24 protein-coding genes and 1 tRNA gene are annotated in these 23,787 nt (G+C 69.9%); 9 read left to right on the top strand and 16 right to left on the bottom strand.

What is annotated here, in order from left to right:
• Positions 1-54 precede the first annotated feature (54 nt).
• The 3 genes from ABT324_RS16985 to dcd all read right to left on the bottom strand — a co-directional run bounded on the left by ABT324_RS16985 (position 55) and on the right by dcd (position 3,694).
• Positions 55-1,191, bottom strand: coding sequence for an epoxide hydrolase family protein (locus ABT324_RS16985; RefSeq protein ID WP_351177682.1), 1,137 nt, complete (start codon positions 1,189-1,191; stop codon positions 55-57).
• Positions 1,192-1,504: 313 nt separating this feature from the next.
• Entirely contained in the window at positions 1,505-2,914 is a 1,410-nt protein-coding gene (locus tag ABT324_RS16980; RefSeq protein WP_351177680.1) for a sugar porter family MFS transporter, read from the bottom strand.
• A gap of 198 nt (positions 2,915-3,112) precedes the next feature.
• A complete protein-coding gene (dcd, locus tag ABT324_RS16975) occupies positions 3,113-3,694 on the bottom strand; it encodes a dCTP deaminase (RefSeq protein WP_351177677.1) in 582 nt (193 codons plus the stop codon).
• A gap of 80 nt (positions 3,695-3,774) precedes the next feature.
• On the opposite strand from dcd, the gene ABT324_RS16970 reads away from it, so the two are divergent.
• Positions 3,775-3,845, top strand: a tRNA-Gly gene (locus tag ABT324_RS16970).
• 303 nt (positions 3,846-4,148) lie between these two features.
• Here ABT324_RS16970 and ABT324_RS16965 read toward each other — a convergent pair.
• Positions 4,149-4,649 (bottom strand): GtrA family protein, encoded by a 501-nt coding sequence (locus tag ABT324_RS16965; RefSeq protein ID WP_351177674.1) that lies wholly within the window; start codon positions 4,647-4,649, stop codon positions 4,149-4,151.
• A gap of 190 nt (positions 4,650-4,839) precedes the next feature.
• Complete coding sequence (locus ABT324_RS16960; RefSeq protein ID WP_351177671.1) at positions 4,840-5,238, bottom strand: SSI family serine proteinase inhibitor; 399 nt, start codon at positions 5,236-5,238, stop codon at positions 4,840-4,842.
• 415 nt (positions 5,239-5,653) lie between these two features.
• Between ABT324_RS16960 and ABT324_RS16955 the strand changes: the two genes are divergently transcribed.
• Positions 5,654-6,091, top strand: coding sequence for a carboxymuconolactone decarboxylase family protein (locus tag ABT324_RS16955; protein ID WP_351177669.1), 438 nt, complete (start codon positions 5,654-5,656; stop codon positions 6,089-6,091).
• Between the two features lie 57 nt (positions 6,092-6,148).
• On the opposite strand, the gene ABT324_RS16950 is transcribed toward ABT324_RS16955, so the two are convergent.
• The 6 genes from ABT324_RS16950 to ABT324_RS16925 form a co-directional block, all read right to left on the bottom strand.
• A complete protein-coding gene (locus ABT324_RS16950; RefSeq protein ID WP_351177666.1) occupies positions 6,149-7,078 on the bottom strand; it encodes an LCP family protein in 930 nt (309 codons plus the stop codon).
• Positions 7,079-7,274: 196 nt separating this feature from the next.
• Positions 7,275-8,504: a threonine--tRNA ligase gene (gene thrS / locus ABT324_RS16945; protein ID WP_502949748.1), complete on the bottom strand. Its 1,230-nt coding sequence runs from the start codon at positions 8,502-8,504 to the stop codon at positions 7,275-7,277.
• 184 nt (positions 8,505-8,688) lie between these two features.
• Positions 8,689-8,790, bottom strand: coding sequence for a methyltransferase domain-containing protein (locus ABT324_RS16940; RefSeq protein ID WP_351177663.1), 102 nt, complete (start codon positions 8,788-8,790; stop codon positions 8,689-8,691).
• 109 nt (positions 8,791-8,899) lie between these two features.
• Entirely contained in the window at positions 8,900-9,145 is a 246-nt protein-coding gene (locus tag ABT324_RS16935; protein WP_351177660.1) for a hypothetical protein, read from the bottom strand.
• A gap of 7 nt (positions 9,146-9,152) precedes the next feature.
• Entirely contained in the window at positions 9,153-10,073 is a 921-nt protein-coding gene (locus tag ABT324_RS16930) for an erythromycin esterase family protein (protein ID WP_351177657.1), read from the bottom strand.
• Positions 10,074-10,186: 113 nt separating this feature from the next.
• Entirely contained in the window at positions 10,187-10,741 is a 555-nt protein-coding gene (locus ABT324_RS16925) for a TetR/AcrR family transcriptional regulator (RefSeq protein ID WP_351177654.1), read from the bottom strand.
• A 94-nt stretch (positions 10,742-10,835) separates the two neighbouring features.
• Between ABT324_RS16925 and ABT324_RS16920 the strand changes: the two genes are divergently transcribed.
• The 3 genes from ABT324_RS16920 (at position 10,836) to ABT324_RS16910 (ending at position 14,029) form a co-directional block, all read left to right on the top strand.
• Positions 10,836-11,741 (top strand): NmrA family NAD(P)-binding protein, encoded by a 906-nt coding sequence (locus ABT324_RS16920; RefSeq protein WP_351177651.1) that lies wholly within the window; start codon positions 10,836-10,838, stop codon positions 11,739-11,741.
• A gap of 124 nt (positions 11,742-11,865) precedes the next feature.
• Entirely contained in the window at positions 11,866-12,816 is a 951-nt protein-coding gene (locus tag ABT324_RS16915; protein WP_351177649.1) for an aldo/keto reductase, read from the top strand.
• 523 nt (positions 12,817-13,339) lie between these two features.
• Positions 13,340-14,029 carry a TioE family transcriptional regulator gene (locus ABT324_RS16910; protein ID WP_351177646.1) on the top strand — a complete coding sequence of 230 codons (690 nt, stop codon included), beginning with the start codon at positions 13,340-13,342 and terminating at the stop codon, positions 14,027-14,029.
• Here ABT324_RS16910 and ABT324_RS16905 read toward each other — a convergent pair.
• Entirely contained in the window at positions 14,002-15,165 is a 1,164-nt protein-coding gene (locus ABT324_RS16905; RefSeq protein WP_351177643.1) for an MFS transporter, read from the bottom strand. The genes ABT324_RS16910 and ABT324_RS16905 overlap by 28 nt on opposite strands.
• Positions 15,166-15,210: 45 nt before the next feature.
• Here ABT324_RS16905 and ABT324_RS16900 point away from each other — a divergent pair, with 45 nt between their 5' ends.
• The gene (locus ABT324_RS16900) at positions 15,211-15,678 is read left to right on the top strand and encodes a winged helix-turn-helix transcriptional regulator (protein ID WP_351177640.1); all 468 of its coding nucleotides are present in this window, start codon (positions 15,211-15,213) and stop codon (positions 15,676-15,678) included.
• A gap of 45 nt (positions 15,679-15,723) precedes the next feature.
• Here the strand turns inward: ABT324_RS16900 and ABT324_RS16895 are convergent, their stop codons facing one another.
• A complete protein-coding gene (locus tag ABT324_RS16895) occupies positions 15,724-16,176 on the bottom strand; it encodes a hypothetical protein (protein ID WP_351177637.1) in 453 nt (150 codons plus the stop codon).
• A gap of 350 nt (positions 16,177-16,526) precedes the next feature.
• Here ABT324_RS16895 and ABT324_RS16890 point away from each other — a divergent pair, with 350 nt between their 5' ends.
• Positions 16,527-17,015: a GNAT family N-acetyltransferase gene (locus tag ABT324_RS16890; RefSeq protein WP_351177634.1), complete on the top strand. Its 489-nt coding sequence runs from the start codon at positions 16,527-16,529 to the stop codon at positions 17,013-17,015.
• Between the two features lie 6 nt (positions 17,016-17,021).
• On the opposite strand, the gene ABT324_RS16885 is transcribed toward ABT324_RS16890, so the two are convergent.
• On the bottom strand, positions 17,022-17,426 hold the full coding sequence (locus tag ABT324_RS16885) for a VOC family protein (RefSeq protein ID WP_351177631.1): 405 nt from the start codon (positions 17,424-17,426) through the stop codon (positions 17,022-17,024).
• 110 nt (positions 17,427-17,536) lie between these two features.
• On the opposite strand from ABT324_RS16885, the gene ABT324_RS16880 reads away from it, so the two are divergent.
• Positions 17,537-18,502: a helix-turn-helix transcriptional regulator gene (locus ABT324_RS16880; protein ID WP_351177628.1), complete on the top strand. Its 966-nt coding sequence runs from the start codon at positions 17,537-17,539 to the stop codon at positions 18,500-18,502.
• Between the two features lie 32 nt (positions 18,503-18,534).
• Here ABT324_RS16880 and ABT324_RS16875 read toward each other — a convergent pair whose 3' ends face one another.
• The gene (locus ABT324_RS16875; protein WP_351177625.1) at positions 18,535-19,521 is read right to left on the bottom strand and encodes an aldo/keto reductase; all 987 of its coding nucleotides are present in this window, start codon (positions 19,519-19,521) and stop codon (positions 18,535-18,537) included.
• A 215-nt stretch (positions 19,522-19,736) separates the two neighbouring features.
• Here ABT324_RS16875 and ABT324_RS16870 point away from each other — a divergent pair, with 215 nt between their 5' ends.
• Positions 19,737-20,618 carry a helix-turn-helix transcriptional regulator gene (locus ABT324_RS16870; RefSeq protein ID WP_351177622.1) on the top strand — a complete coding sequence of 294 codons (882 nt, stop codon included), beginning with the start codon at positions 19,737-19,739 and terminating at the stop codon, positions 20,616-20,618.
• Positions 20,619-20,813: 195 nt separating this feature from the next.
• Here the strand turns inward: ABT324_RS16870 and ABT324_RS16865 are convergent, their stop codons facing one another.
• Complete coding sequence (locus tag ABT324_RS16865; protein WP_351177710.1) at positions 20,814-23,477, bottom strand: replicative DNA helicase; 2,664 nt, start codon at positions 23,475-23,477, stop codon at positions 20,814-20,816.
• Positions 23,478-23,787: the final 310 nt, after the last annotated feature.

Genomic DNA, 23,787 nt, shown 5'->3' with positions numbered 1-23,787 from the left:
GAAACGGTGCTGGAACACTGTTACGCACTCACGACCCCTACTCTGGGATCGCCTTCACAGCGATGCGAAGAACTCCTCGACGTCACGGACGTAGAGGTCTGGTTCTTCCATCGCGGGGAAGGTGCCGCCGCGGTCGTATTCCGTCCAGCGCACGATGTTGTTGATGCGCTCCGCGAACGGTCGCACCGGAGCGAGGACGTCCTTCGGGAACACCGCCACGGCGTGCGGGACCGTGCCGTTCGACAACTGCTCGATGACGCCTTCCTGCTCCGCTTTCCCCGCGTTGTCCGGGGTTTCCACGAAGGAGCGCGCCGCCGAACCTGCCGTGTTGGTGAGCCAGTAGAGCATCACCGTGGTCAGGATGCGGTCGCGGTCGACCGCTTCCTCCGGGCTGTTGTCGCAGTCGGTCCACTCCTTGAGCACACCGACGATCCAACCCAGCAGGCCCACCGGGGAGTCGGCCAGCGAGTACGCCAGGGCCTGCGGTTTCGTGGACTGGATCAGCTTGTAGCCGTACAGCTCGTCGGTGTAGCGCTGCCAGCGGGCCATCCGGGCGTGGTCGACGTCGGTCAGCTCCGCGAACTCGTCCGGATCGCCGGAGGGGAAGGTGATCATGCCGTTGGTGTGCAGGCCGACCACCCGCTCCGGTTCGTTGATCGCCACCGTGCGGGAGATCCACGTGCCCCAGTCGCCGCCCTGCAGGCCGTACCGCTCGTAGCCGAGGCGGCGCATCAGTTCCGCCCATGCCCGCGCGATGCGCTCGGCGCCCCAACCGGTTTCGGCCGTGGGGCCGGACAGGCCGTAGCCCGGCACCGACGGGATGACCAGGTGGAACCCCGCCTCGGTGAGCGGTGCGATGACGTCCAGGTACTCCGCGACCGAGCTCGGCCAGCCGTGCGTGACGAGCAGCGGCAGGGCGTCCGGCCGCAGCGAGCGGACGTGCAGGAAGTGGATGTTCGCGCCGTCGATCTCGGTGGTGTGCTGCGGGAACTCGTTCAGCCGCGCCTCCTGCGCGCGCCAGTCGTAGTCGTCGCGCCAGTACTCCGCCAGCTCCCGCAGGTAGCCCAGCGGTGGGCCGTAGCTCCAGCCCAGCCCGGGCACCTCGTCGGCCCAGCGGGTGCGGGCCAGGCGCTCCCGCAGGTCGTCGAGGTCGCGCTGCGGGACGGCGAGGCGGAACGGGGTGATCGTCATGCGCAGATCCTTCCGTACGTTGTACGGTAAGTAATACGCGCGACCGGCCCCCGTTGTTCCCGGAATCCGCGAAGAAGACTTCAGCCGCAGGTCAGGCGAGCGCGGCGGACCGGCATCCGGGTGGTTTCCCGCCTCGCTGGCCGGCAGATGCTCGAAGTGCAGCACCCGCCCCCAGCCGACCCCGGAACCGCGGTGCCCCAGCGCGCGTTCGTGGCAACCGCGGTCGCCGCGCGATGCCCCCGCCCCCAGGCCGCCGTCGACGAAGCAGCGAGGGCGGCCCCAACCTGGGACCGCCCTCGCTGCTGGACCGGGGTCAGCTGCCCATCTCCTCCAGGGAGCGCCCCTTGGTCTCCTTCAGGTACTTCACCACGAACACAACCGAGATCAGCGCGAACGCGGCGTAGATGAAGTAGGTGACCGGCAGGTTCCAGTCCCGCATGCTCGGGAAGCTGACCGTCACCAACCAGTTCGCGATCCAGTTCGTCGCGGTGCCCAGGGCCAGCGCGGCGGCACGGATGCGGGCCGGGAACATCTCACCCAGCAGCACCCACATCACCACGCCCCACGACGCGGCGAAGAACAGCACGAACGCGCTCGCCGAGACCAGCGCCACCGCACCCCACTGGAACGGCAGCTGCGCCTCCTCGCCGACGACCTCGGCGAAGCTGAAGGCCCAGCCGGTCACCGCCAGCGACACGGCCATGCCGACCGAACCGATCACCAGCAGCGGCTTGCGGCCGATCTTGTCCACCAGGGCGATGGCCACGAAGGTGCCGATGATGTTCACGATCGACGTGAACAGGCTAAGCAGCAGCGAGCTGCTCTCGTCGATGCCGACCGAGTGCCACAGCGACGACGAGTAGTAGAAGATCACGTTGATGCCGACGAACTGCTGCAGCGCGGCGATCGCCATGCCGACCCACACGATCGGCAGCAGGCCGAGCCGCCCGCGCAGATCACTCAACCGCGGCTTGCGCTCCCCACCGAGCGCGCCCTGGATCTCCGCGACCTTCTCGTCCGGGTCACCGGAGTCGACCTGCGCCAGCACCTCGCGGGCGCGGTCGAGCTTGCCGACGGCGACCAGGTAGCGCGGCGACTCGGGGATCGTCGAGGCGACCACCAGGTAGACCACCGCGGGCACCGCAGCAGCCCCGAGCATCCACTGCCAGGCCTGCAGCGGCCCGAGCTCCCCCGACGCGCTCCCACCCGCAGCCTGTGCCAACGCGTAGTTGACCAGCTGCGAGACCGCGATGCCGAGCACGATCGCCAACTGCTGCAACGAGGCCAACCGGCCGCGGTAGGCGGCGGGCGCCACCTCCGCGATGTAGGCCGGTGCGATCACCGATGCGATGCCGATGGCGACACCACCGACCACCCGCCAGATCGCCAGGTCCCAGATCGCGAACGGCACGGCCGAACCGACGGCGCTGATGATGAACAGGATGGCGGCCAGCTGCATGACCCGGATCCGACCGACCCGGTCGGCCAGCCCGCCGGCGATCCCGGCCCCGACCGCCGAGCCCAGCAGCGCGGAGGACACCGTCAGGCCGGTCAGCGCGGAGCCGACGTTGAAGTGCGACTGGATGGCGTCGACACCGCCGTTGATCACCGAGGTGTCGTAGCCGAAGAGGAATCCGCCGAGCGCGGCTGCCCCGGCGATCATCACGACGTGCCCGAGGTGCTCAGTGGCAGCGCCCGAGGCACGCGACTGCGTTGCGGACATCGAGTACTCCTAGCCCGCACGTCGACCGCTCCGTTGCGAATCGTTCCAGAACGTCGGGCGGAGGGGATCCTAAGTTCTGAACCCCCTACTTGCTTATTCGATTCAGCGTGAAGTAGCTCACCGTCGTCGAAAGCGCTGGAAGTACCCGGCGACTATGACCCCACCAGGGAAAACAAGATCAACTTCGGTCGCGCTGCGTCACCGCTTGGTCTCGGAGCGCTGGAAGTTCAGGTACGCCCGCGACGGCGTCGGCCCCCGCTGACCCTGATACCGCGACCCGGCCTCCTTCGACCCGTACGGGAAGTCAGCAGGGCTCGACAGCCGGAACAGGCACAGCTGCCCGATCTTCATCCCCGGCCACAACGTGATCGGCAGGTTCGCCACGTTCGACAGCTCCAGGGTGATGTGCCCGGTGAACCCGGGGTCGATGAACCCCGCGGTGGAGTGCGTCAGCAGGCCCAGCCGCCCCAACGACGACTTGCCCTCCAACCGGCCCGCCAGGTCGTCCGGCAACCGCACCGACTCGAACGTCGCCCCCAGCACGAACTCACCCGGGTGCAGCACGAACGGATCGTCGTCGGGCGTCTCCACCAGCGACGTGAGCTCGTCCTGCTGCTGCGACGGGTCAATGTGCGTGTACCGGGTGTTGTCGAAGACCCGGAAGAAGCGGTCCAGCCGCACGTCGATGCTCGACGGCTGGATCATGGCGGCGTCGAACGGATCGAGTTCGAGGCGCCCCTCGTCGAGCTCTTTGCGCAGGTCCCGGTCACTCAGCAACACGCCCACAGCGTATCGGGAGCCCGGTTACGATCTACGCGCCCCACCGTGTTAGGCTGTCAGCGCCTCGAACAAGAGGTAACGCGGATGTAGTTCAATGGTAGAACATCAGCTTCCCAAGCTGAGAACGCGGGTTCGATTCCCGTCATCCGCTCGGAGCTGGGAGCCCTGTGTCCACGGAAGGCGTGGACCTGGGCTCCTTCGCCATCTCATTGGGGGGTTCGAACCCCCCAAGCCCCCCACGGGGCGGGAGTCACCTTCTCGCATGCTCCCTGCGATCAGTGACGTACCCGACCTGAGTTGGTAACCAGCCCTCCCGAAGTCCACCGAAGACGTGGACCTGGGCTCCCTCGCCATTTCACTGGGGGGTTCGAACCCCCCAAGCCCCCCACGGGGCGGAAGTCACCTTCTCGCATGCTCCTTGCTTTCACACGACTGGGCCCTCTCGCGAATTCGGTCATCCGGACCGGTGTCTCGGGACGTGCGGTGGGGTGTTTTGGTCTTCGTGGTGGTTTTGGGGCCAGGTTGCTGGGTTTGGGGTTTTTTGGCGAAAGACCACTGTTCTTTGGGCTAGGAAGTTGAATGTTGTTGCTACTGCTTGGGAGATCGCCCAGGCCAGGGTGATCTGCCAGGGGCCTTGGGGGAGGAGGCGGAGGGCTAGGGCGTTCACCCCTGCTACCAGGGCGAAGGTCAGGGCCAGGACTACCGCCAGGGTCGCCACCTCTCGCCTGCTCCTGGTGGAGGTGAAGGTCCAGCGGCGGTTCACCAGGTAGACCGCAGTGCTTCCGATCGTGAAGCTGAGGATCCTGGCCAGCTCTGGCCAGGTTTCCAGGGCGAGGAGCGCCGTCAAGCTGCCGTAGTCGACCACTGCGCCACCTGCTCCGACCAGGGCGAAGCGGAACGCTTGGGTGAAGAAACCCTTGTGCGGTCGGGGTTCTGCTGTCGAGTTCGAGCTCACGTCCCCTCCAAGGCGGCGGTGGCGTGCCCTGGATTCTCGCGGACTCCGCGATCGCGCTGGAGCCACCCCTGCCGACGGGCCTGTTGGTGCGATTTCAATGGAAATCGCTTGTGCGATTTCCATTGAAAGTGCGTCGTGGAGGGGGATCGCCCGCGGGGCGCGGGGGTTGGCGGTGGGGTGCTTGGGTTCTTTAGATGTTGAAGAGGACTCCGGTTTCGTTTTGGAGGGTGCAGGCGTTGGGGTAGCTCTTGGTGTAGCTGACCACCTCGCCTCGCCACTTGCCCTCCAGCTTCGCCGTGACCGGGAGGTACTCCAGGGTGCAGGCTCGGGCCAGGCGCGCGTTCATCCGGCGGAAGTCGCCCTGGACGAGTTCGAGGTCGCCGCAGGCCTGCTGGGCGAACTCGTGCGCGCCGCCCGCCGGGTGGCACTCCAGGACCGTCGTGCGCTGCGCCGACGAACCTTCGGTGCTTACCGAGAGGTGGAGCACGGTGGGGAGTTCGCTCTGCGCCGGGGCCGCCGTCGCGGAGGCCACCGCGGCTCCGGCGATCAGGGTCGTAGCCAGCAGCACGCGGCGAATCTGCTTCAGCAAAACTGTTCCTCCGCTCATCGGGGTGCGGGAAGTCGGGAAACGCCCCGCTTTCGGGGTGTTCTCGAAGTGAGGCGAGAGCGACGTTAATGGACTACTTGGCGTAGTTCTGATTAGCCCAACAGAGTGATCATGTTGGGCCGTTTCCCTCCGCGTGAGAACACCGCGTGCCCGCACCGCGCGAGCCGTGGAGCCGGGAAGCGTGGCGGTGTCGACGGCGTTGAGCGAGGTGCCGCCACCGATCCGACGGCGATCTCGTCCAGGGGGCGTGTGCGGTCGACCGACGAGTGGCACCGACTTCGGGATGGCCTACCGGCCGCTCGGCACCGACGGGCGGGTCGGTGCGTTCCGGGGGCGCGGTCACGTTCGTGCGGCCTGGCTCGTCTCCATGGTGAAACGCTTGACGGGAGAGGAAACCATGGCACGACTGGATCTCAGCAAGACCGCCCCCGAGCCGTACGCGGGGTTCCTGCAGGCCGACGCGGCGCTGCGGAAGGGACCGCTCGACGCCACCGTGCGCGAGCTGGTCAAGATCCGGGTTTCGCAGATCAACGGCTGCGTGTTCTGCGTCGACATGCACAGCCGGGAGGCGCTGCGCACCGGGGAGGGCCAGGACCGGCTGCTGCAGCTGCCGGTGTGGCAGGAGTCGGAGCTGTTCGACGAGCGGGAGCGGGCCGCCCTCGCCTACGCCGAGGCGGCGACCCGCCGCGAGCACGTCACCGACGAGCTGTGGGACTCGCTGCGCAAGGCCTTCCCGGACGAAGCCGAGCTCGGGCACCTCGTCGCGCAGGTCTCGCTGATCAACGCGCTGAACCTGATCGGGGCCCCGATGGAGATGAAGCCGCCGCGCCGCTGAGGGGGGTCGTGAGTGCGTAACAGTGTTCGAACACTGTTACGCACTCACGACCACGGGTCACTCGGCGATCAGGTCCTCGGGGATGGGCTGGTCGCCGTTGACCAGTTCGAACAGTTCGCTGGCCTGCTCCTTGTCCCAGCGGTGCGCGGTGGCGTCGGTGACCGGGACCGTCGTGGTCACCACCCCGCCCGAGGAGATGCCGCGCAGCGCCCACGCCAACGACAGCAGGTCGCTCGTGCCGTCCGAGTCGAGCATGGTCAGCGCTTGCGCGCCCTGGTCGGCCAGGGCGTAGGTCGTGAACGGGTTGATCAGGGTGCCGACGCTCGACGCCTCCTCGACCAGCGCGCCGATGAACTTGCGCTGGTTGGCGACCCGGTCGAGGTCCGAGCGCGGTGTCGCGTCGCTGTAGCGCATGCGGACGAAGGTCAGCGCCTGCTCGCCGTCCAGGGTCTGGCACCCGCCCGGCAGCGTCTGGCCGGTCTTGGTGTCGTGCATCTCCTCGTCCAGGCACAGCTCCACGCCGCCCACCGCGTCGACCAGCCCGGCGAAACCGCCGAAGCCGATCTCCGCGTAGTGGTCGATGCGCAGCCCGGTCGCCTGCTCCACGGTCCGCGCCAGCAGTTCCGGGCCGCCGATGGCGAACGCCGCGTTGATCATGGTGCGGCCGTGGCCGGGCACCGGGACGTGGGAGTCACGCGGGAGGCTGATCAGGGTCGGCGGGGTGTCGTTGTCCGGCACGTGCGCGACCATGATCGTGTCCGTGCGCTGGCCCTCGGCCGCGCCGACGTGCAGCGCTTCGGCCGTCTCCGGGTCCAGGCCGTCCCGGCTGTCGGAGCCGACGATGAGCCAGTTCGTGCCGGCACCCGCTTCCGGGCGGCCCGAGTAGTCCGGGAATGCGCTGATCCGGTTGATCGACGAGTCGACGTGGAACCAGAGCCAACCGCCGAACACCAGCGGGAAGAGGACCAGCACCAGCAGCACCAGCACTGGCCACCTGCGGCCCCGCCGACGCGGTGCGGGCCCCCGCCCGGGAGCCGGTGGTGGTGCGCCCCAGTCGTTCCGCATGCGTTGGGTGTTCATACCCGTCCAGACGTCCAACGAGCCACCTGGTTGCCAAGCTCCCGGAAAAAGGGACGCCCTTGCCCTTTCGGGCACCCCCGGGACCGCCTCCGACCACAATGGACTAGAGGTCGGTGCTGCGGTTGGTGGTGCGATCGGTGACGCGGGCCAGGAAGTCGTCGGCTGGTTGGGGGTCGAGGCGGCGGCCATCGCGGAGGCGGACGGAAACCAGGTCGTCGGAGGCCTCCTCCGCGCCGATCACCAGCTGGTACGGCACCAGGCGGGCTTCTCGGACGCGGGCGCCGAGGCTGCCCCGGTCGGGTGGCAAGACCTCCGCGCGGAGGCCGCGTTCCAGGCACTGCCGGGCGAGGTGCTCAGCGTGCGGCAGTTCGTCGTCGGAGACGGGCAGCACCACGAGTTGGGTCGGGGACAGCCACACCGGGAAGGCACCGCCGTGCTGCTCGAGGAGGTGGGCGACGGCCCGCTCCACGCTGCCGATGATGCTGCGGTGCACCATGACCGGCCGGTGCTTGGCGCCATCGGCACCGGTGTAGTGCAGGTCGAACTGCTCGGGCTGGTGGAAGTCGACCTGCACGGTGGACAGGGTCGACTCGCGGCCAGCGCTGTCGGCCACCTGCACGTCGATCTTTGGGCCGTAGAACGCCGCCTCCCCCTCGACGGCCTCGAACTCCAGACCGCTGCGGTCCAGGACCTCGGTCAGCAGCGCGGCAGCGCGGCTCCAGTTCTCCGGCGCGGCAACGTACTTCCCGCCCGCACCGGCCAGCGACAGCCGGTAGCGGGCCGGGCGGATGCCCATCGCGGCGTAGGCGTTGCCGATCAGCTCCAGCGCGGCGGACGCCTCGTCGGCGACCTGGTCCAGGGTGCAGAAGATGTGCGCGTCGTTGAGCTGGATCGCGCGCACGCGGGTCAGGCCGCCGAGCACGCCGGACAGCTCCGCGCGGTACATGCCGCCGAGTTCGGCCATTCGCAGCGGCAGTTCCCGGTAGCTGTGCGGGCGGGACCGGTAGATGACCGCGTGGTGCGGGCACAGGCTCGGCCGCAGCACCACCTGCTCGCCACCGAGGTCCATCGGCGGGAACATGTCGTCCCGGTAGTGCGCCCAGTGCCCGGAGATCTCGTACAGCTCGCGCTTGCCCAGCACCGGTGAGCTGACGTGCCGGTACCCCGCCCGCCGCTCGGCGTCGCGGATGTACTCCTCCAAGGTGTGGCGGACCACGGCGCCGTCGGGCAACCAGTACGGGAGCCCGGCGCCGATCAGCCGGTCGGTGTCGAACAGGCCCAGCTCGCGGCCGAGCTTGCGGTGGTCGTTCATGGTGGTCTCCTCGCAGGTGATGAGGCGGGTGACCACACGACGAAGCTCCGGGGCACCCGCCCCGGAGCTTCGGTGAGCAGAAGTCAGCGCGCCGGGACGTCGTCCGGCGTCGTAGTCAGACCAGCGCGCTTCACGGGAGTGAGGCTAGCAGGACACTCGTGAGTGCGAATGGTGGTTCTAGCGACCAAACGCACTCACGAGCTGGTCACCGCTGCAGTTCGTACGGTTCGGCACCGATGTGCAGCACGAATCCGCAGAGCACCACGTCGAACGACTCGTCCGGCAGGTCCAGGGACTGGGCGTCCAACCGACGGGCGGTGGCCCCGGACAGTTCCAGCGCGCGTCCGCTGCACCATCTCGGGCGCGATGTCCGACGCCAGCACCGGACCCGGGAAGTCCACATAGGACTACGGGGGTCACCAGAACTGGTGCTGCTTGCCGTCGGTGTCGGCGATGAAGACCACCGCGTCGGCACCCGCCAGCTGTTCCGGTGCCAGCGGCAGGTGGCCGGGGAACATCGGCTCGCCCGCGCTGGTCGACGCGGGCAGCGCGGCGCGCAGGGCCGGTGCCGGGAACAACGCGCGGCGGGTGGTCGCTTCGGCCAGCACGCCCTGAAGGGTTCCCGGTGTGCTGCGGGGGTTGGCGTCGGTCGCCACGAACATGTAGCGCTCACCCAAGGCCAGGGAGACGAGCGCCCCCGCGGCGTCCCAGCTCACCTCGTCCCCGCCGAACGGCCATGTCGGACGGCGCGCGCTGTAGGTGCGCGTTGTGCGCGAACACCAGTGTCGGGCCGCGGTGCTGCTCCCGGGCGACGATCGCGAGCAGGTTGTCGGCCATCATCTCGGCGCGCAGGCTGAGCAGCGTCGCGATCCGATCAGTCGAGGAGCTGGCCATCGCCGCGTGGTAGCGCAGCAGGCCCAGAGCCGTGCGCGCGTGCGCGGTGGCCCGGTCGTGGGCGTCCGGGTCCCGGCGGCACAGGCCCGGTGCCGCGCGACGCAGGGCGCTGGCCAGGTCGTCGGCGATGACGCGCAGCGCGCGGGCACGGTCGGAACCTCCGATGGACGCCGCCGGGTCGAACATGGCGGCTTCGCTGGACCAGTCCGCGTCGGCGCCGAGCAGCCCATCGACGTCCAGATCCACCGACAGGTAGTCGATGACCGAGGTCAGCGCGCGCCGCGGGCTGGGCGCACCGGAGATCTCCATGGGCCCGTCGAAGCCGCGGAAGCGGACCCGGTCCTGCGGTTCCCGCTCGGCGTTGTGGGCCCGGAGCCACTCGACGAGCTCGCGGTTTCCGGGCACCGCGCCGAACCGGTGGCTGAACCCGGTCTCCAACACCTCGTTTACGTCCGCGGTGCCCCCGGCCACGTAGTCGTCGACGACGGATGCGGCGAAGTGGTCCACCTCCAAGGCGATCGAGCGGTATCCGCGTTCGACGAGCGCGGGCAGGAGTTCGTTGCGCAGCATCGGGAAGGCCGCGACCCCGTGCGTGGGTTCACCGAGCCCCAGCAGGACCGGCGGTTCTGGCCCGAGCAGGTCGTCGATGGCGCCACCCAGGTCGTCGAGCTGGCGGCCGATCTCAGCGGTGGACATGAGCACTCCGTTCTCGAGGTTGGTGCTCCCTTCGACGCTATCGTTGAAGGATCGAGTGAAACTCCAGCGAGATCCACCTGGTGATTTCCGCCCAAAGCCTCAATCGTGGGCGCTCAGCTCTGCGGGCTGAGCCCCGTCACGACCAGTTGGTACAGGCGGGCCGCCCGGGCCGCGGGGTCGGCGGAGCGCTCGGCGACCAGGGCGATGCCGACGGCCAGCGAGAGCAGGTCCGCGACCGTGACGCCGGCCGCCACCGCACCGTCGCGTGCCGCGCGGGCCAGCAGTTCGCTTGCCGCCCCTTCCAGCGCTGCTGCGCAGCCGTTCTGCGTCGGGTCCTCGGAATCGTCGTGGGCCAGCGCGGCCGCCAGACCTCGCGCGGAGACGCAGTAGTCGACGAGTTCACCCAGCCACGTCAGCAGCGCACCGCGGCTGTCGTCCTCGTCGGCGAGGGTCTCGGCGCGCTCGCGCAGCGCCTCGATCCGCTCTCTGGACACCGCTTCCAGTAGCGCCTGCCGGGTGGGGAAGTGCCTGCGCACCGTCGCCGAGCCGACCCCTGCGATGCGGGCGATCTGCTCCAGCGAGGCGTCCGGACCGTGTGCGGCGACCTCCTGCTCGGCCACCGCGAGGATGCGCACGTGGTTGCGCTGGGCGTCGGCTCGCTGCGCCACCGCGTCACCTCCAGTCTTGCTAAACGGCGGGGCCCGCCATATCTTACTCGAACAGAAACGGCGGGCTCCGCCGTTTATCCACAGGAGGCACACCATGTCCGCACCCGTCCTGGTCACCGGCGCAACCGGCAGGCAAGGCGGCGCCACCGCGCGCGCCCTGCTCGCCGCGGGCGTGCCCGTCCGCGCCCTGGTCCGTGACCCGGCGACCGACCGGGCCAGGGCCGTCGCGGCGCTCGGCGCCGAACTGGTCCGCGGCGATCTGCACGACCGCGATGCCACGCGCCGGGCGGCCGAGGGCACCCGCGCGGTCTTCTCCGTTCAGATGCCGCCCTTCACCGCCGACGGCCCTGACTTCGACGACGAAATCGCCCAGGGCGTCAACCTCATCGAGGCCGCGCTGGCCGCTGGGGTGCCGCAGTTCGTGCACACGTCGGTCTCCGGCGCCGGGCAGCACACCGAGCACCCCGGCTGGACCAGCGGCCGCTGGCCGATGCTGGAGCGCTCCCTGGACGCCAAGGTCGCGCTCCAGGACCACCTCCGAGCAGCTGGTTTTGCGCGCTGGACCCTGCTCAAGCCGACCTTCTTCATGGAGAACTTCCTGCCCTCCACCACGTTCCTGTTCCCGCGCGGTATCGAGGGCGGTCTGGTCAGCGTCGTGCGACCCGCGACGCGGCTGGCCCTGATCGCGGTGGACGACATCGGCGCGGCTGCCGCGGCGGCCATCGCCGAGCCCGAGCGGTTCGACCGGGTCGAGCTGGAGATGGCGAGCGAGGTCCTGTCGATGCGGGAGGTCGCCGAGGTCCTCTCCCGCGCGCTCGGAACCCCGCTCCGCGCTCCCGACATGACCCAGGAGCAGGCCGTCGCCGCCGGGATGCCGCCCATGGGGGCCGGGCACGAGTGGCTCAACGTGGCGGGCCAACCGGGACGCCCGGAGCACGCCAGGGGCCTCGGCATCCCGCTCACCAGCTTCGAGGACTGGGCGCGGGAGAACCTGTCCTGACACCAAGCGTCAAGTCCTCTTTGGACTCCAGATTGCCCGGCGACCAGGGACTCCCGGGCACTTCTGCGGGACGAACGGGCGATCAGCCTTGTCGACGAGCGCGCGCACCGTGGTTCAATCCGATATGACCGCACTTCGCCCACTGGGCTCCTCCGGACTGTCCGTGTTCCCGCTGTGCCTGGGCGGCAACGTGTTCGGCTGGACGGCCGACGAGGCCACCTCGTTCGAGGTGCTCGACGCCTACCGCGAAGCGGGTGGCAACTTCATCGACACCGCCGACGCGTACATGTACTACTTCCCCGGCAACGAAGCTGGCCAGTCCGAGGCCATCATCGGCAGGTGGCTCGCCGCCCGCGGCAACCGCGACGACGTGGTGGTGGCGACCAAGGTCGGCGACAGCCCCGAGCGCAAGGGCCTCGCGCCCGCGAACATCGTCGCCGCCGCCGAGGATTCCCTGCGCCGCCTGGGCACCGACCACATCGACCTCTACTACACGCACCTCGACGACGAATCCGTCCCGGTCGAGGAGGTCATCACCGCGCTGGACGGCCTGGTGAAGGCGGGCAAGGTCCGCGCCATCGGCGCCTCCAACATCAGCCCCGAACGCCTCGCCGCCTCGCTGGCCTTCTCCGACCGCGAGGGCCTGGCCCGCTTCGTCGCGCTCCAGCCGAGGTACAACCTCGTCTCGCGCGACACCTACGAGGGCGAGCGGCGCAACATCGTGGCGCGCGAGGGACTCGCGTGCCTCCCGTACTTCGCGCTCGCCGCCGGTTTCCTGACCGGCAAGTACCGCCCGGGCAAGCCCGTCGGCGGGCCGCGCGACACGCCCACGATGGCGGGCAGCTTCGCGGACACCGAACGCGGTGCGCGGGTCCTCGCCGCGCTGGAGGAGGTCGCGACGGCCCGAGGCGCGGAGATGGCGACCGTCGCGCTGGCCTGGCTCGCGCAGCAGCCCACGGTGTCCGTGCCGGTCTCCTCCGCCCGCACGGTCGAGCAGCTGCCCTCGCTGCTCGCCCACCTGGATCTGCAGCTGACCGACACCGAGCTGAAGACCCTCACCACCGCCTCGGCCTGACCTGCGCGGCCCGGCCCGCAACACCCCGGGCCGGGCCAGCAGGCGGTCGAAACAGGTGCCGTGCCACGCCTGCTGGCCGACGGCGGTGGAGTCGTTCTCGCCGCACTGGCACCGGTCGTGGTGGCGTCCCGGTCTCCCGTGGTCTCGTTGCGGCAACGCGCAGCCCGCACTCCTCATCGAGCTGACCGGAGGAGTCGACTCCGTCCTGCGCCTGGGCAACGGCCGTAGCACCGACCTGCACGCGGCGCGGGGAACCTCCCTCCCACTCCACGGCCTGCTCAGTTGAGGATGGGAACCTTCCTGCCACCCCGGGGCCTGTGGTGAGGATGGGAACCTTCCTGTCACCCCGAGCCGTCCCGAGGAGTTGGCGCACACCGCCCTTCGAGAATCCGCTGAGCCTGCGGAACTCGCCCGACCCAACCGCTCAGGCGAGCCGCCCACGCGCCGCAGCACCACCAGTATCGTGGAAATCCCGCGAGATCCACCTGGTCAGCGACGCTCAAACCCGAAGCGGAGATCCCGGTTGCGCCCCATCGACCTGGCCCGCGAGCACGGGTTGTCCGCGCAAGCGGTGCGCAACTACGACGACGCGGGCGTCCTCCCGCCGACCGAACGCACCGAGACCGGCTACCGCCGATACACGCCCCGGCACGCCCAAGCCCTGCGCGCCTTCATCGCGCTGCGGCGCGGTCACGGGCACCAGCAGGCGGTCGAGATCATGCGTGCTGTCCACCGCGGTGACACCGAATCCGCTTACCAGCTCATCGATTCCGCGCACGCCGAGCTGCTCGCCGAGCGCGGCACCCGCACCGAAGTCGCCGCTGCCCTGGGCGCCCTGTCCACCACGTCCCCGAGCCCCGCCCGTCCGCTGACCGTGGGCGAACTCGCGCACCGGCTCGACGTCCACCCCGCCACGCTGCGCACCTGGGAGACCCAGGGGATCCTGCACCCCGAGCGCGATCGGGCGACGGGCTACCGCGAGTACGGCCCGGACTGCGTGCGCGATGCCGAGATCGCGCGGCAACTGCGCCGGGGCGGCTACCCGCTGCCCAAGGTCGCGCAGTTCCTCGCGTCGCTGCGCGAAGCGGGCGGCGCCGACGCGCTGGCGGCCTTCCTCGACGACTGGCAGGAGCGGTTGACCAGGCGCAGCCGCCACCTCCTCGCCGGAGCCGCCCAGCTCGACGCCTACCTCACCATGCTCGGCACCGGCTGAGCTGCGCTGCGCCGGTCAACGGCCCACACCACCAGCGCGCACACCGCGAACCCGGCTCCGAGCAGGCTGGACCCGAGCCACCCGCTGGCGGTGAAGACGGCGGTCGTCGCGGCGGCCCCGAGCGCGGAACCGAGCGAGTAGAAGACCATGTACCCGCCGATGGCGCTGCTCGCACGATCCGGGTGCGCCGCGGTGAGCAGGTGCTGGTTGCTCACGTGCACGGCCTGGACCGCGAAGTCCAGCACGACGATCCCCACCACGAGCAGCCCCAACGACCACGGCAGCTGCCCGGTCGCCGCCCACGATGCGATGAGCAGGACGAGCGCGAGCCCGGTCACCGGGGCCGCCCGCCCGGAATCCGCCCACCGGCCCGCCCGCGCCGCGCCGAGCGCACCCGCGAGTCCGGCCAGGCCGAGCAGCCCGACCTGGCCTTCGCTGAGCACGCCCGTCAGCGGCAGCGAAAGCCCGCTCCACAGCGTCCCGAACGACGCGAACAGGAAGAACGCGATGAGCCCGCGGGTCAGGAACAGGCGCTGGCCGAACAACCCACCGAGCGAGGCCACGGCCTGCCCGTACCCCGCGGGTCGGCTGGCTCCCGGGGGCAGCACGACGAGCACGAGCACGGCCAGCACCAACGACAACACCGCGAGCACGGCGTAGATGCCCCGCCACCCCCACACCTCGGCGAGCGCGCCGGTGACGACCCGCGCGCCGAGGATCCCGACCACGACGCCCGAGGTGACGACACCGATGTTCCGCCCACGCTCGGCGGGCGGTGAGGTCGACGCGGCGTAGGCGACCGCGGTCTGCACCACCACCGCGAACACCCCAGCGACCGCGAGCCCCGCGAACGCCACCCACGCGACCGACGCCGAAGCCGCCAGGACCATGCCCACCGCGGTGAGGCCCAAGTGCCCGGCGATGAGCCGACGCCGGTCGACGACGTCGCCGAGCGGCACCAGCAGCACCAACCCGACCAGGTAGCCGAGCTGCCCGGTCGCGACGATCCACCCGACCAGCTCCGCTGGCACCCCGAGGTCGCGTCCCATCGGCTCCAGGACCGGCTGCGCCGCGTAGATGCTCGCCACCGCGACCCCGCACACCACCGCGAGCAACAGCCGACGCCCCACGGCCAACCCCAATCAGTAGCAATTCGCAACTGATCGCGACCCTAGGGCACAATGGTTTCAAAATGCAACTCATCGGGAGGTGCCGTGCCACCGGACTGGACCGACCCGCACTGCCCGGTCGCCCGCGCGCTCGACCTCGTCGGCGACCGGTGGAGCCTGCTCGTCATCCGCGACGCGATGGACGGCGCGCGCTCGTTCACCGAGTTCCAGCGGCGCACCGGCATCGCCCGCAACATCCTCACCGACCGGCTCCGCAAGCTCACCGCCCACGGACTCCTCGACCAGCGCACCGCGCCCTCCGGCCGCCGCCAGGAGTACGTGCTCACCGACACCGGCCGGGACCTCTTCCCGGTCGTCCTCACGCTCCGGCAGTGGGGCGAGCGCCACGCCTTCGACCCCGGCGAACCCCACTCCACCCTCGTCGACCAGCACGGCACCCCGGTGCCCGAGCTCGCACCGACCAGCGCCGACGGCACCCCCCTCGACGCGGCGAACACCCAGGTCCGGAAGGTCGGCTGAACCGCCCTCCGTCTCGCGAGCGCACGGGGCGGAGGACGCGGCGGATCAGAGCTTGAAGTAGGCCTCGATGTCGATGTCGTGGTTGTTGGCGACCTTCACCCAGCGGGTGTAGCCCTTCTTCTCGTACACCGTGACGGGACCGTCCTCCTCGCCGTCGTTGTTCCACTGGACGTGCATCTCGTAGCCCGGGTCGATCCGGAAGCTGTCGGTGTCGTGGTAGGCCGAGCCGTACGAGTGCTCGCCCGGCTCGAGGTACTGGTACGGGTGCTTGTCGGACGGCTTGCCGCAGATCCACGTCTTCTTCTTGACCGCCCCGGCGGGGTCGTCGCCGCACCAGTCGCGGCTCACCATCACCTTCCGGTGCGACCGGTTCTGGATCTCGCTGCAGCCGAAGCTGCACTCCGCACCGCGGCCGTCGACCGGCTCGCCCGGCGACGCGGCCTGCGCGGGCACGACCCCCAGCGCCAGCGCCACCACGGCGAACGACCCAGCCGCCATTGACCGCACAACGGCGCTGACATCCACGTTCCTCTTCGACATGCGATTCCCCATCGGTGAATTCGGGCAGTTCGCCCAGTAGATCCGGAGCCCCATGCGATTCCCCCAGGTGCTCCAGCGGACGGAACAGATCGTGCACACCGCCGAACCACACCCGCAACACGAAACCCAGGAATGGGACGACCGGGATGCAGAACCTGCCCTGACCTGGGAATTCACCCGTTCCTGGGACGACCGGGACGCATTTCCCGGGCCCGTCCCAAGCGGGATTGCACGCGAATTCGCCTCGAATTGCGCGGACCCACCGACAACACCGGGAACTGATCCGACCCGCGAATTAGGGTGCGGCCATGCCGATCAAGCTCCGACCGCTCGCGCTCACCGACACCGACGCCGTCCACAGCTGGGCCCGCCTCCCGGAAGCGTGCCGCTACCAGACGTGGGGACCCAACACCTACGAGCAGACCCAGGCCTACGTGCGAGCCGCGGTGGCGGCAGCCCCGAACCGGCCGGTGTTCGCGGTGCTCCTGGACGGCGACGTCGTGGGCAGCGCGGACCTGAAGCTGCGCGGCCCGACCACCGGCGAGATCGCCTACGCGGTGCACCCACACCAGTGGGGACGGGGCATCGCGACGGCCGCGGCACGAGAGCTGCTGCGCATCGGTTTCACCGAGCACGGCCGCCACCGCATCTTCGCCACCTGCGACCCGCGGAACGCCGCCTCAGCAGCAGTGCTCCGCAAGATCGGGATGCGCCGCGAAGGCCGGATGCGCGCCACCGCCCGCCTCCGCGACGGCTGGCGCGACTCCGACCTCTACGCGATCCTCGCCGACGACTGACACCGCTCAACCGCCAAGCCGCGCGCGAGCACCGTCGGTGACCGGGGTGAAGAAGTTGACCAGGTTGCCGTCGGGGTCGCGGAACAGCAGCGAGCGGTTCCCCCACGGCATCGTGGTCGGCTCCTGCACGACCTCGGGGACGACAGCCAACCCGGCCAACCGCTCGTGCTCCCGGTCCACGTCGTCGACGAGGAACTCCAGGACCGCGGTCCGGTTCGACTCCGGCACCGCCGCCCCGGGGCTGAACAGCGCCATCGTCTCAACACTGCCGATGGCCAACGTGCACGCCGGGCCCACGAACTCGGCGAACTGCTCCGCGGGCCGCCGCGCGGCGAGGCCGGTCACCTGCTCGTAGAACTCGACGAGGCGGGGGACGTCGTTGGTGATCACGCGAACGGACACGAGCTGCACGGTGCTTCCTCTCTGCAAGGTGGGCGGCTCTGCCTCCGCCCTCCTGGGACACCGGCCACGGTAGGAGCAATAGTGGACAGGATCCGCCCGGTATTGCCAAGATCTTCCGCATGACCCGTCCGATCGCCCGCGTGCTGGCACTGCTGGAGGTCCTCCAGCGCGGAGGCACCCGGACCGTCGCCGACCTCGCCGAGCGGCTCGACGTCGACGAGCGCACCGTCCGCCGCTACGTCGGCCACCTCCTCGACCTGGACGTCCCCGTCCGCTCGGTGCGCGGCCGCCACGGCGGGTACCGCCTGGCCCCGGGCTACCGGATGCCCCCGCTGATGCTCACCGACGAGGAGGCGCTCGCCGTCCTGCTCGGCCTGGTCGCAGGGCGACGCGCCGGACTGCTCAGCACCTCGGTCGCCGCCGCCGAGAGCGCGATCGCGAAAGTCCGCCGAGTGCTCCCCGAACGCCTCGGCCGCCGACTCGACGCGCTGCTGGAGGTCGCCGACTTCACCGCGCCCCCGCGAACGGTGCCCACCGCGGAAGCCGAGGTCCTGCTCACCGTCGCGGAAGCAGCCCAGGACCGACGCCCACTCACCCTCCGCTACACCGCAGGCCACGGCGGCAGCAGCGAACGCGTCGTCCACCCGTACGGGATCGTGGCCCACTCCGGGCGCTGGTACCTGACCGGCTACGACTCCACCAGCGAGCAGGTCCGCACGTTCCGCGTCGACCGGATCACGACCGTCGAGGTGCGCGACGGGGAGTTCGCCGCACCAACCGGTTTCGACCCCGCCCAGCAGGTGCTCACCGCGATCGCCGAGACACCGCACCAGCACGAGGTGTCGGTGCGGATCCGCGCGGCACCCGAGCACATCCACTCGGTCTTCCCACCGTCCATCGCCCAGCTCGAGGAGCTCGACGCGGACTGGGTGCGAGCCCGCATCCGAGCCAACCGGCTCGACTGGCTCCCACCCCTGCTAGCCGCCCTCGACCGCCCGCTCGTCATCGAACACCCCGAAGCCCTCCGAGACCGGCTCCACGCCCTGGCCACCAGGCTCACCCACCACGCCACCACCCGCCCGTAGGGTCTGACGTCCTCGGCCGGAAGCAGCGGGGCTCAGCGGCCGAACATGGATTTCAACCGCGCGGGGACGCGCTCACCGTGGATGTGGCTCGCGGCCTCCTCGATGCAGTGCAGATCGCCGGAGGTCAATTCGACGTCGAGCGCACCCAGGTTCTCCTCCAAGCGGTGCAGCTTGGTGGTGCCGGGGATCGGCACGAACCACGACTCCTGCGCCAGCACCCAGGCGAGAGCGAGCTGGGCCGGGGTGGCGCCCTTGTCGTCGGCAATCTGCTGCAGCAGGTCGACCAGTGCCTGGTTCGCTCGCCGCGCCTCAGGGGTGAAGCGCGGCAGCATGCGGCGGAGGTCGTTGTCGGCCAGCGGTGTGCGGGGGTCGATCGTGCCGGTCAGGTAGCCCTTGCCCAGCGGGCTGTACGGGACCAGACCGATGCCCAGTTCCGCCAAGGTTGGAATGATCGCGGCTTCGAGCTCCCGCGTCCAGAGCGAGTACTCGCTCTGCAGCGCCGTCACGGGCTGCACCGCGTGGGCGCGCCTGATCGTCGTCGCCCCGGCCTCCGACAAGCCGAAGTGCTTGACCTTGCCTTCGGCGATCAGCTCCTTGACCGTGCCCGCCACGTCTTCGATGGGCACGTCGGGATCCACGCGGTGTTGGTAGAGGAGGTCGATGCGATCCGTGCGCAGGCGCTGGAGCGAGGCCTCGGCCACTCGACGGATCTGCTCAGGTCGGCTGTCGAGCCCCGACGCCGGGGTCGGCCCGTGCTCCCCGTGCCGGAGCCCGAACTTGGTGGCGATCACCACCTGGTCGCGGACCGGCGCCAGCGCCTGACCGACCAGCTCCTCATTGGTGAAGGGGCCGTAGACCTCGGCGGTGTCGAAGAAGGTCACGCCGCGCTCCACCGCAGTCCGCAGCAACCCCGTCATCTCGGCCGGGTCCGGGGGAGAGCCGTAGAAGAAGCTCATGCCCATGCAACCGAGTCCCAGGGCTGAGACTTCGAGGTGCTGTCCAAGTTCGCGCGTCCGCACTGGAGGATGCTCCTTCGGTACAGGTCAGTGGCTGTTCAGCCGGGACCGGTCACGGCCGGTTAGGCCCGCCCCGAGGATGACGGGGAGCTCCTCCGCGTACCGGTACTGCCGCTGCCCCCTGGTCCGGTGGGCTGCCGCTCCGTCCGCGGGGGCCTCCACCGTGGGGGTACCAGCAGGCCCTCCCTCCGCCTGCGGGCAGGGCCTACGGTGGTGTGGTGGCCGCGACCGATCTGCGCACCGAGATCAAGGGATTTCTCAGCTCGCGTCGTGCGCGGATCACGCCCCAGCGGGCCGGACTGCCCGCCTACGGCGGCAACCGCCGGGTCGAGGGACTGCGTCGCGAAGAGGTAGCTCTCCTGGCGGGGATATCGGTCGACTACTACGTGCGCATGGAGCGCGGCAGCCTCACCGGCACCTCCGACGGGGTGCTCGACGCCGTGGCCGCTGCCTTGCAGCTCGACGAGGCCGAGCGCGATCACCTGTTCCACCTCGCCCGGCAGTCCAGGACACCCAGCGGTGCAAGCCGCCGACGACCCGCCGTGACGGTGCGCCCGGCGCTCCAGCAGGTGCTCGACGCCATCACCGAAGCACCGGCCTGGATCTGCACCGGCCACTACGACGTGCTGGCCACGAATCAACTCGCCCGCGCGCTGTTCTCACCGGTGCTGGTCGGCACGCGACGCCCGGCGAACACCGCGCGGTTCGTGTACCTGGAGCCCGAAGCGGCGAGAACGTTCTTCGTCGACTACGACCGGATCACCTGTGATGTGGCCGCGAAGTTGCGCATGGAAGCTGGCCGCAACCCGCACGACGAGGAACTGATCGCCCTGGTCGGGGAACTGTCAACACGCAGCGAGCTGTTCCGGCAGCGGTGGGCGTCGCAGGACGTCCGGCTCCACCGGTCCGGACGCAAGCGCCTGCACCACCCGGTGGTGGGCCAGCTCGACCTCGACGTCGAGTCGATGGACCTACCTGCCGAACCCGGCCTGCTCCTGAACGTCTACACCGCGCCCACCGGCACGGCGGCCGCGGACGGCCTGGCCCTGTTGGCGTCATGGGCAGCCACCCAGGAGGACCTGGCACGCGAATCCGGTTGATCACCGACCGCGCGTGACACGCCGATCTTGTGTGCTTGCGGCACCTGCCTCCGCCCGCTGCGGTGAGCAGGAACGGCTGAGCGACGATGACGAACCGCGCTGTCGAAAGCCAGCCAGCAGTGAACGAACGGACCGCCCCAGCCATCAACGGCCCCGAGATCCGCCACCAAATTTCGAGACCTACAGGCGGGAGCGCTACTCCTGGGCCATGTCGACGAAGCGGCTGTAGTGCAGCTGGTGGGCGACGGTGACCGTGGCCGTGGGACCGGCACGGTGCTTGGCCAGTATCAAGTCGGCCTCGCCCATGCGCGGGTCGTCGCGCTCGAACGCGTCCGGCCGGTGGATCAGGATCACCATGTCCGCGTCCTGCTCCAGCGAGTTGTGCATGGCGATGCCGTTGGCCACGAAGTTGTGCGTCCCGTCGACCGTCGCGTCGTAAACTGGCTGTTCGCCGGTGCTGACGATCTCGGCGATCTCGTCCCAGAAGACGTCGTTGGTCGCCAGCATGTCCAGGTCCGCTTCGTCCAGGACGGCCGCTGCGCGCGCCAACCTGGTTCGGCTCGGTGCCCGGTTCCCCATGGCGGCGCCGCTGAACTGGACGTTCACCGGCGCCGAGGAGTCCCGGTGGGTCATCGAGCGGGCCGCGAGCAGGCCGCGCACCCGGTCCCAGACCTCCTTCGGCACCGTGTCGCGGTTCGTGTTCCCAGCAACGGTGCGCAGCTGCTCGGCCACGAACGCCGCCTGGAGCGAACGCGCGCCGTGGACCCCTGCCTCGTCCAGGAACTGCAGCTGGTTCTCGGCGCCGTCGACGACGACGTGGTAGCAGTCCCGGTAGCCGGACTTCCTCGCGGTCTTGATCCGCGCGAAGACCCCGATGCGCAACATCAACTGGGTCAGGTCGTCAGCAAGGCGGCGGCTCGTCGTGGCGTAGTGGAGCCGCGCCTGCCCAGCCCGCTCGTCCCAGCGCACCGATCCGCCCGTGGCCCAGAGGTGCCGCAGGAACAGTGCGACCTGGTCCCGCGGTAGCGAGAAGACGCGCTCTGGGAGGAACTTCTCGGGACTGCGCAGACCGAACAGCCCCAACTCGTCGAGCCACGCGGCGATCGGGTGCCGCTCGCCGTCGGTGTGGCGGTGTGGCGCCGGGAGCCGCAGCGTGGTCACCTTCGCCGCGGCGTGGTCGTCGCGGACGGCGGTGACGCCGAAGTGCTTCGCGGCGTCGGTCACGGCCGCCAGGTTCGCCTCGTCCGCGCTCGCGTAGCGCAGCGGCTGCCGCTTGACGAACGATCCATCGCCGATCAGGTGCGCGAGGAGCACGAGCTCGGCCTCGGGCATCGGCTTGACGTCCATCGGCTCCGGCGACCGCCTCGGGACAGCGACCCGCGATCCCTCGGTCAGCTCGCCCAACGGGACCCAGCCATCCACGGTGAGCACCGGGTGGTTCGCGGTCGCCTCGATCTCGCGACCGGAGGCCAGCCGGACCCTGAAGGCTTCCTTGGTCCCGCTGGAGAAGACGTTGGTGATCGGTCGCGGCACCAGGCGCATCCGGTCGTCGAGCGACCACACGATCGGCCGCTCGCCGGTCCGCATCAACTCCCCGAAGGTGACCTCGGCGCCGGTGTCCGCGCGCAGCAGACGCGTGTCGACGGTGAGGCAGCCCGACTCGCGGAGGTCGGAGAGTTGCGGCTTCTTGTCCGTTCGCTGTTCCGGGCCTCGGTTGAGCTGGGAGATCGCGACCAGCGGGACCTCTAGCTCCTTGGCCAGCAGCTTCAGGTTCCGGGAGAACTCCGAGACCTCCTGCTGCCGGGACTCGACGCGCTTGCCCGAGGTCATCAGCTGCATGTAGTCCACCACGATGAGCTGGATGTCGTGGCGCTGCTTGAGCCGCCGGGCCTTGGCGCGGATCTCCATCATGGTCAGGTTCGGCGAGTCGTCGATGTAGATCGGCGCCTCGCTGATCTCGCTCATCCGCCGGGCCAACCGCGTCCAGTCGTCGTCGGTCATCCGGCCACCACGCATGTCGCCGAGCCGGATCCGGGCCTCCGCGGAGAGCATGCGCATGACGATCTCGGTGCGCCCCATCTCCAGCGAGAAGATGACGCTCCCCATCCCGTGCTTCACCGACGCCGACCTGGCGAAGTCCAGGCCCAGGGTGCTCTTCCCCACGCCTGGTCGTGCCGCGACGATGATCATCTGGCCGGCGTGGAGGCCGTTGGTGAGGGCGTCGAGGTCGGCGAAGCCGGTGGGCACGCCCTGGGACTCGCCGCCTCGGGACGCGATCGCGTCGATCTCGTCCATCGTCGGCTGGAGGAGCTCTTCGAGGGCGTGGTAGTCCTCGCTCGCGCGGCGTTCCGTGACGTCGTAGATCGCCGACTGGGCGCGGTCCACGACCTCCTCGATCGGGGCGCCCTCGGAGCCGTGGTAGCCGAGCTGGACGATGCGGGTGCCCGCCTCCACCAGGCGGCGCAGGACCGCCTTCTCCGCGACGATCTCCGCGTAGTAGCCCGCGTTCGCCGCGGTCGGGACCGTGGCGATCAGCGTGTGCAGGTAGGGGGCGCCGCCGACCTTGAGCAGCTCCTGGCGGCGCTCCAGCTCCGCGGACACCGTGATCGCGTCCGCCGGTTCGCCGCGGCCGTAGAGGTCCAGGATGCAGTCGTAGATCGCCTGGTGGGCCGGGCGGTAGAAGTCGTTGGGACTGAGCGCCTCGACCACGTCGGCGATCGCGTCCTTGCTCAGCATCATGCCGCCGAGCACGGACTGCTCGGCCGCCAGGTCCTGCGGGGGTTGCCGCTCGAAGGTGCCGCCGCCGGGGCCGCTGCCGCCGCCGTCGTCGAAGTACGGGTCTTCGGGTTCCTCGGGCACCGCCACCTGACCCGGTCACCTCCTCGGAAGACCATCGCGCGCGGTGGGCGCGCAGGCCCGCGCGCGAAGCTAGATCGCCCGCGCGGAGCAGGCAAATCAAGCTGTGGACAAAGCTCGGGACAACCTGTGGATAGATCGACTCAAGCTGGGGATAACTCGCCGCAGCCTTCCGCGCAGCTGGGGACAACTTGGGGACAACTGCACAGAAGTGACAAGAATCCCCAGGTCAGAGGCCATGCGTAGGCTGTGGAAGAAATCCGTGGAAAAGTACGGGCGTGTCGCGCTGCTCGGCGTGTCGGACCGGTGGAAC

Origin of the sequence: Saccharopolyspora sp. NPDC000359, from assembly GCF_040300525.1 — a bacterium.
In the GTDB taxonomy this organism is placed as follows: Bacteria; Actinomycetota; Actinomycetes; order Mycobacteriales; family Pseudonocardiaceae; genus Saccharopolyspora.
Note: the sequence above shows the minus strand (reverse complement) of the source record. Positions and strands in the feature narration are given on the sequence as shown.